The sequence below is a fragment of the Sulfitobacter sp. genome, assembly GCF_041552635.1.
GTDB lineage: Bacteria > Pseudomonadota > Alphaproteobacteria > Rhodobacterales > Rhodobacteraceae > Sulfitobacter.
Map to the genome: position 1 here is coordinate 1 of NZ_JBFEKM010000190.1, position 6,882 is coordinate 6,882.

Below are 6,882 nucleotides of genomic sequence, written 5' to 3' on the forward strand. Positions count from 1 at the left end.
GCCAGGCGCGGGCGGAGCGGGGGGCCAGCCCCCCGCACCCCCCGGGATATTTTCGAGCCAGAGAATGGGGGCGTTCAGGTTTTATACGGATCCAGACAGGCGCGTAAGCCGTCACCCAAGAAGTTGAAGGCCAGAACGACCACGATGATTGGCAACATCGGGATCGCGGTCCACCAATAGATTTCGATGCTGGCGAGGTTTTGCGCGTCGTTAAGCATCACGCCCCAACTGACAGCGGGGGCGCGCAGGCCGAGGCCCAGGAAGCTGAGCGCCGTTTCCCCCAAGATCATCGCAGGAATAGACAGGGTTGCGCTGGCGATCAGGTGGGACATGAAGTTCGGCAGCAGGTGTTTGCGGATGATACGTGAAGGCTTTGCGCCCATCATTTCGGCGGCTTTGACGAACTCCTCTTCGCGCAGGCTCAGGAACTTGGAGCGCACCGCACGGGCAAGTCCGGGCCAATCGAGGATGCCTAGGATGATCGATATGATGAAAAAGACCGACACGGGCCCCCAGTTCGAGGGGACTGCCGCCGAGAGCGCCAACCAGAGCGGCAGTTCGGGAAGCGAGCGCAGGATTTCGATCATGCGGTTCACGAACCAGTCGGTCTTGCCGCCGAAGTACCCTGCGAGCGATCCGAAAAAGATGCCGAGGATGAAGGAGACGGTAATGCCGATCAGGCCGACCGTCAGCGACAGTTGCGCGCCGTAAAGAATGCGGCTGAACACATCGCGGCCGAGCCTGTCAGAGCCCCAAAGAAACACCGTAGCCCCCTCGGGCGCGCAAAACAGGTGGGTGTCTGACGGGATCAGCGCGAAGATATTGTAGGTCTCGCCCTTGCACAGGAATTCGAGCTTGCGAGGTGCGGTTTTATCTGTTTCGTAGACCCAGCGGAAATTGATCAGGTCTGCCTTGCCCGTGGTCTCGTAGACATAGGGGCCGATGAACTTGCCGTCATGCCACAGGTTGATGCTTTGGGGCGGGGCGTAAAGGTGTTCTGCATTCCGTTCGTTCGGGGTGTAGGGCGCGACAAAACCGGCGACGGGCAGGATCAGATAGCAAAAGGCCAAAAACAGCCCCGAGATCAGTGCCAGTTTGTGGCGGCGAAACTTGCGCCACATCAGCAAGCGGACCGAGGCATCCATATCCGAGCGTTCCGGGGCGGACAGGTCTGTCGCGTCGGTCCAAGGGGCCGTATCGACAAAGCGGTTATCGGGTTGGATGCTCATCAGCCGCGCGCCCCGTAGCGAATGCGCGGGTCCAGCAGGACCAGCAGCATGTCAGAGATCATCGTGCCGATCAGCGTCAGCAACGCCACGAACATCAAAATGAAAGCAGCGAGAAACTGGTCTTGGGATTTCAGCGCGATCAGCAGGGACGGGCCTATTGTCTGCAAGCCAAGCACGACGGACACCAGCACCGACCCCGATATCATCGCAGGCAGCAGGTTGCCGATATCGGCGACAAAGGGGTTGAACGCCATCCGCAGCGGATACTTCGCCAGTAACCGCGCCGGGGCGAGGCCCTTGGCCTTGGCGGTTTCGACATAGGGTTTGCTGAGCTCGTCCAGCATGTTGGCGCGCAGGCGTTGCATCATTGCTGCGGCTCCTGCTGTCCCGATCACGAAGGTCGGCACGATCAGGTGCAACAGGATCGACTGGACCTTGGCCCACGACATCGGCTCGCCCTCAAGCTCGGGGGCCATCAGTCCGCCGATGGGCAGATCGAAATACTTGTGCCCATAGTAAAACAGGATCAGCGCCAGCAGGAAGTTGGGGGTCGCAAGGCCCAGATAGCCGATGAACCCTGCGGTATAATCCACCCATGTCTCGGACTTGGCGGCAGCCAATACGCCAAGGGGCAGGGCGATCAGATAGACGAACAACACAGCGGCCAAGTTGACCAGTACCGTCATCCACAGCGCATCACCGACGATTTCACCAACCGGACGGTCAAATTCAAAGGACCAGCCGAAATTGCCTTGGATCAGCCCTGAAAACCCCTGCGGGCCTTGGGCGATACCGGCCCAGATCATGTATTGCTTCCACACCGGCTGATCGAGCGAATATTCGTGGCGCAGGAATTCCGCCTTGGCGACGCCTTCGGCCTGACCCGTGGCGCGCAATTCGGCGATCTGGTTGGACAGGTAATCGCCCGGTGGCAGATTAATGATCACAAAGACCAAGATTGATACGACCCAAAGGGTCAGCAGCATGGTGACAAAGCGCCATACTGCATATCTGAGAAAGATCATTTGCTTACCTGCACAAGGGGGTCTTCGAAATAGAATTCGTCAATCCGGTGGATGCCGAAATGCGCACCGGGGTCAAAGGCCCAGATGCCCTCTTCGGGGACGTTCTTTAGACGGTTTGACACGACGACGGGCTGCGGAGCCTCAGAGAGGATGCCAATGGCGAACTGCTGGTCGGCATGGATTTCCAGCATCTTTTTCCAGATGGCGGTCCGTTTGGCTTGGCTTTCGGTGTGGGTCCAGTCGTTGGCAAGCAACATCAACTGCTGCGCGGGCTGCATGTCGGGGGCTTCTCCCGATTGGCCGAGGGTTTGGTAATACTGCCCCCACATCGGCCAGGAAAAGAATTCCTGATTGGTCGGCGCAAGATAGCTGGGCGAGGTTCCCGCGCTGGGAATGCCATTGTCCCAGCCAAACCAGACGGCGGCCATTGTGGTCCCTGCATAAATCCGGTTGCGCAGGATGTCGCGGTCCAGCGGGCGCATGATCAGCCTGATTCCCAGCTCGCGCCATGTGTCGGTGATGATTGCCAGCGCGTTTTCTTCTTCGCTGCGTTCGCCAGCGGTCTCGATCACGAATTCCATCGGGCGGCCATCGGGCAATTTACGCAATCCTGATGGGGTACGGTCGGTCAGGCCCATGTCATCCAGCAAGGCATTGGCGCGGTCGATGTCCATTTCGGACCACGCATGCAGGGCATCGGGGCTGAACAGCGGGCTTTGCGGCAGGGCGGTCATCCCGCCTTCTTGGGCCAGCCCGAAATACAGCGCGCGGTTGATCATTCGCCGGTCAATGCCAAGGCTCAGCGCGCGGCGAAAGCGCACGTCGCGCATCACTTCGCGCCAGACGGGGTCGGCAAAGTTCAGGTTCGGATAGATCGCGATCTGGCTGGCAGCACCATTGGCCCATAGAAATGTACGGTAGGCACCGCCATCGTTCTCGCCTTTTTTCAGGATCGAAATATCGGGAAAATCAAGGCCGCGCGCTTGCAGGTCGACCTCGCCTGCGTTGGCCTTGGCCGCGATCAGGCCGCCGCCGACCACGGTCATGTCGACGGTGTCGATATACGGCAGTTGCACGCCACGGCTGTCGATGCGGTGGAAATAGGGGTTGCGCACGAACACCTGCCGGGAGCTGTCACTGTCCGAGGTATTCACCCACGGCTGGAGCGTCGGCTCTCCGGGATTGTCGAACTTGTACATGTTGTCGCGCTTGTTGTGCAGCGCGGCCCAGCTTTTTACGCGGGCGGTGTCGACCTCTTGGGCCAGTTTTTCGGGGTCGGCAAATTCAACATGAAATTGCTTAAGGTAATGCGCGGGCCGGTAGATGAACGGCGGGCTGGCCTGCGCGAGCAGGGGCAGAAAATTGGGGTTGGGGTCTTCCCATTCGAACACGACGGTCTGTGGATCAGGAAAGGTGACACTGCCCCACTTTCCCTCGACCATCATGAAATCCGGAGGCCCACTTGGCGTGATCTCAGGGTTCAGGACGACATATTTCCACCAGTATTCAAAATCAGCCGACGTAAAGGGGGCACCGTCGGACCAGTGATGGCCGGGGCGCAGATGCAATGTGTATTTCCGGTTTTCAAAAACATCCACAGCGCTCAAGATATCTGGGGCCAATGTGTAATCGGGTTGGTACCCCACCAGTCGGGCATAGCCGTACACCACCATCTGCCGCACGTCCTTGGACCGCGATATCAGCGTGCGTAATGTTCCACCTTGGGTGCCAAAGCTGCGGCCTTTGGCGGCCAGATCGACGACCAGCGGGTCGGTGGGGACGCGTTGCCCGACTGCGGGCAGGTCGCCATCGGTCACCTCTTGCGCCCAATAGGCGCTTTCCTGAAGCACGGGCAGAGGGGTTTGCGCCCACAAGGGCGTCGCAAGGGCACATATAAGAAATAGCATTTTACGCATGACAACGTACCATATGGCCGGGTTCCAATTCGCGCAAGGCGGGGACCTGCGTGCCTTCAAAGCGATAGTTTTCCGGCCAGAGCAAGGGCGATCCTGCGCCCTTTGCCACAAGATCCAGATCAATCGGGCGGTTAATATCCGGTTCGGGCTGTGCGGCGATCAGCGCGCGGGTATAGGGGTGCTGCGGATTATAAAATAGCGTGTCAGGGGCGGCTTGTTCGACAATTACACCGGCGCGCATCACTGCGACCTCGTCTGCGATCCGTGCTACGACGGCCAGATCATGGCTGATGAACAGATAGCTCAGGTTGGCGCGTTCACGGATATCTTCGAGCAGGGTCAGGATTTGGTCCTGCACCGATACATCCAAAGCTGATGTCGGTTCGTCACAGATCAGCAGTTTCGGGTTCAGCGTCAGCGCGCGCGCAATCGACAGGCGCTGCCGCTGGCCGCCGGAAAACGCATGGGGAAAGCGGGTCAGCATATCAGGGTTCAGCCCCACCCACCGCAGCATCTCGGCGGCCTTGTCGCGCCGGTCTGCTGCGCTGCCGATGTGGTGAATTTCCATCGGTTCGGTCAAAGCCTCTTGGACGCGCATCCGCGGGCTCAGCGATGAATAGGGGTCTTGAAATACCATCTGGGCTTGGCGCTGAAAGGAGGTGCGTTCAGCCGTGGTCATGGCGTGGATGGCAATAGGTTCGGCGGTGGGATCAGGCCGGAACAGGACCTCTCCGCCCGGATCAGGGGTTTCGGCCCCCATGGCGATGCGCGCACAGGTGGTTTTGCCTGAACCGGATTCACCCACAATCGCCAGCGTCTTGCCGCGCTCCAGTTGCAGGTCCACATTTTGACAGGCCGAAACGGTCATCGGCCTGCGCCAGCCGCCAGCGCGCATCGTATAGGTCTTGGACACGTTACGCAGGTCCAAGATCACGTCATCATGGCTGGGCGCACGCGCGGGTTTCGCCACAAGCGGTATCATCGGGGCGGCGGCAAAAAGCTTGGCCGTATAGGGGTGTGCGGGCGCGCCAAGCACATGGCTTGCATGTCCGCTTTCCATCACGCGGCCCTTGTTCATCACCACGACATTCTGCGCCATATTGGCGACCACACCCAGATCATGGGTGACCAGAATGACGGCCATGCCGGTTTCTTTTTGCAGCGACCGGATCAGACCCAGCACCTGCGCCTGGGTCGTGACATCCAGCGCCGTTGTCGGTTCGTCCGCGATCAGCAACTCGGGCTTTGCCACCATCGCCATTGCGATCATGGCCCGCTGGCGCATTCCGCCGGACATCTCGAAAGGATAGCTGCGCCAGGCCCGTTCAGCATCGACGAATCCGACCTTGTCGAATTGTTCCAGCACGGCGCGCTTGGCCTCATTGCGGCCCATGTCGCGGTGCAGGCGCAAGACCTCGGCAACTTGACCGCCCAAGCGGTGCAGCGGCGACAAGGACCGCATAGGTTCCTGAAATATCATCGAAATCAGGTTGCCACGGATGTCGCGCATCGCTTTTTCGGGCAGGCCCGTCAGATTTACCGGCCCTGCTGTGCCGCCGCCTTGGGCGCTGGATTTGCCGGCAAACTGGATGGACCCGCCCCGCATCTGTGCAGCATCCGGCAGGATACGCAGCACCGACCGACAGGTCAGCGTCTTGCCAGACCCGCTTTCGCCCACCAGCGCCAATGTCTCGCCCGCATTCACAGAAAAGCTGACCCGATCGACAACAGGCGCAGACGTGCCAAAGCCGATCGTCAGGTCGCGTACATCTAAAAGAGCGGTCATTTGGATCCAAACACCTAAAAGCTAAAACCAGTTAACAAAGTGAAGCCGATAAAAGCCCCAGCGTCTAGGGGCCTCTTCATTTGTGCCGTGCCCCTATAATCCCAAGGGTAGAGCCCCCATGTAACAGACATTGCATTAAGGGAGCTGAAAAATGAGCCGTCTCGATATTTTTATCAACCGTATGGTTTCACAGCGCGCGTGTTTGAATCACGCGGTCGCATTGACCAAGGGGCAGCCGGGTCCCGTGTTCGAACTGGGGCTGGGCAACGGGCGCACGTATCACCACATGCGCGAGATCATGCCGGAGCGCGATATTTTCGTGTTCGAGCGTGCCGTTGCGTCCAACCCCGACAGCACGCCTGCGGATGATATGCTGCTGCTTGGGGATGTCTATGAAACATTGCCAGCCGCCTTGGAGCGGTTCGGCCCCGCGGCCCGATTGATTCATGCGGATCTGGGCGGGCATAATCTGGCCAAGAATGATGCCTTTGCCCGTGCGATATCTCCGCTGGTTGAACCGCTCTTGGCCCAAGGCGGGCTGATGGTGTCCAGTGACAGAATGTATTTCGAAGGACTGACTGAAATGCCCTTGCCAGCCGATGCGGTGCCGGGGCGCTGTTTTATCTACCAACGCGGATAATTCCGACGCTCGAAAAGCGGGAGTGTGCTGGACTGCTAACGTCAGATTTAGCGCAAAGTTGGATTTATGCCCTGACGTCTTGGTTGCAATCAAAATAGCGCGAAGGTACGTAGTCACGACGCAGAGTGGAATTGTGTTTTGCATGGTGAAACAAGTCGAGGTTGAGGCATGAATTCGGTCCCCGTTGATCGCAAATTCGCAAATACGCTGGCCCGTGGCATGGCTGTGCTTCGGGCATTTCGCGCCAGCGACAGTGGTTTGACCCATGCGCAGATCGCCGACCGCA

At 59.2% G+C, this 6,882-nt stretch carries 6 protein-coding genes; 2 read left to right on the forward strand and 4 right to left on the reverse strand.

Translation table 11 applies throughout. The annotated features are described in order from the left end of the window. Positions 1 to 74: 74 nt before the first annotated feature. The 4 genes from ABYT07_RS17745 to ABYT07_RS17760 are packed head-to-tail and all read right to left on the reverse strand — an operon-like array spanning position 75 to position 5,956. Entirely contained in the window at positions 75 to 1,229 is a 1,155-nt protein-coding gene (locus ABYT07_RS17745; protein ID WP_372993358.1) for an ABC transporter permease, read from the reverse strand. After that, positions 1,229 to 2,254, reverse strand: a complete 1,026-nt coding sequence (locus ABYT07_RS17750) for an ABC transporter permease (protein WP_372993359.1) — start codon at positions 2,252 to 2,254, stop codon at positions 1,229 to 1,231. Before ABYT07_RS17750 ends, ABYT07_RS17745 begins: the two co-directional genes overlap by 1 nt. After that, positions 2,251 to 4,170 (reverse strand): ABC transporter substrate-binding protein, encoded by a 1,920-nt coding sequence (locus ABYT07_RS17755; protein WP_372993360.1) that lies wholly within the window; start codon positions 4,168 to 4,170, stop codon positions 2,251 to 2,253. The genes ABYT07_RS17750 and ABYT07_RS17755 overlap by 4 nt, the downstream gene beginning before the upstream one ends. Further along, a complete protein-coding gene (locus tag ABYT07_RS17760; RefSeq protein WP_372993361.1) occupies positions 4,163 to 5,956 on the reverse strand; it encodes a dipeptide ABC transporter ATP-binding protein in 1,794 nt (597 codons plus the stop codon). The genes ABYT07_RS17755 and ABYT07_RS17760 overlap by 8 nt, the downstream gene beginning before the upstream one ends. A 151-nt stretch (positions 5,957 to 6,107) precedes the next feature. On the opposite strand from ABYT07_RS17760, the gene ABYT07_RS17765 reads away from it, so the two are divergent. Next, a complete protein-coding gene (locus tag ABYT07_RS17765; RefSeq protein ID WP_372993362.1) occupies positions 6,108 to 6,596 on the forward strand; it encodes a class I SAM-dependent methyltransferase in 489 nt (162 codons plus the stop codon). 168 nt (positions 6,597 to 6,764) lie between these two features. Next, on the forward strand, positions 6,765 to 6,882 hold a 118-nt coding region (locus ABYT07_RS17770; protein ID WP_372993363.1), incomplete at its 3' end, for a helix-turn-helix domain-containing protein.